Consider the following 678-nt stretch of genomic DNA (forward strand, 5'->3'; position numbering starts at 1 on the left):
GTGAATACGTTCCCGGGCCTTGTACACACCGCCCGTCACACCATGGGAGTGGGTTGCTCCAGAAGTGGATAGTCTAACCTTCGGGGGGACGTTCACCACGGAGTGATTCATGACTGGGGTGAAGTCGTAACAAGGTAGCCCTAGGGGAACCTGGGGCTGGATCACCTCCTTATACGATTTAGAACTTATTTGTTCGAAGTGTCCACACAGATGATTGTTGCTTGGCCTGATGGCTAAGTAATATTTGCTCTTTAAAAATTTGGAAAAGCTGAAAAATTAAATTCTGATAGATAACATAAAGTTATTTATCGAGTTTTCGAAAGAAAATGCCGATTAATCATTTCGATGATTAATTAGCGTCTACTTTAGTATTCAATATTAACTTCTGGCGAAGTTAAACTGTCTTTGACACATACACCTCAAAGTAATAAACCATTTTGGGTTGTATGGTTAAGTGACTAAGCGTACACGGTGGATGCCTTGGCAGTTGGAGGCGATGAAGGACGTACTAACTTGCGATAAGCCTAGTCAAGCCAGTAAGAGGCGCTTGAGACTAGGATTTCCGAATGGGGAAACCCACCTGCTTGCAGGTATCGTTAACTGAATACATAGGTTAACGAGGCGAACGCGGAGAACTGAAACATCTAAGTACCCGTAGGAAAAGAAATCAACCGAGAT

The 678-nt window shown here is 43.4% G+C and carries 2 rRNA genes; both read left to right on the plus strand.

From position 1 onward, the window contains the following. Positions 1-172 (plus strand): 16S ribosomal RNA (locus L1D50_RS23230); the annotation flags it as partial. Positions 173-448: 276 nt separating this feature from the next. After that, positions 449-678, plus strand: a 23S ribosomal RNA gene (locus tag L1D50_RS23235); the annotation flags it as partial.

It is taken from the genome of Pseudoalteromonas sp. Isolate6, from assembly GCF_022398435.1.
GTDB lineage: Bacteria > Pseudomonadota > Gammaproteobacteria > Enterobacterales > Alteromonadaceae > Pseudoalteromonas > Pseudoalteromonas galatheae.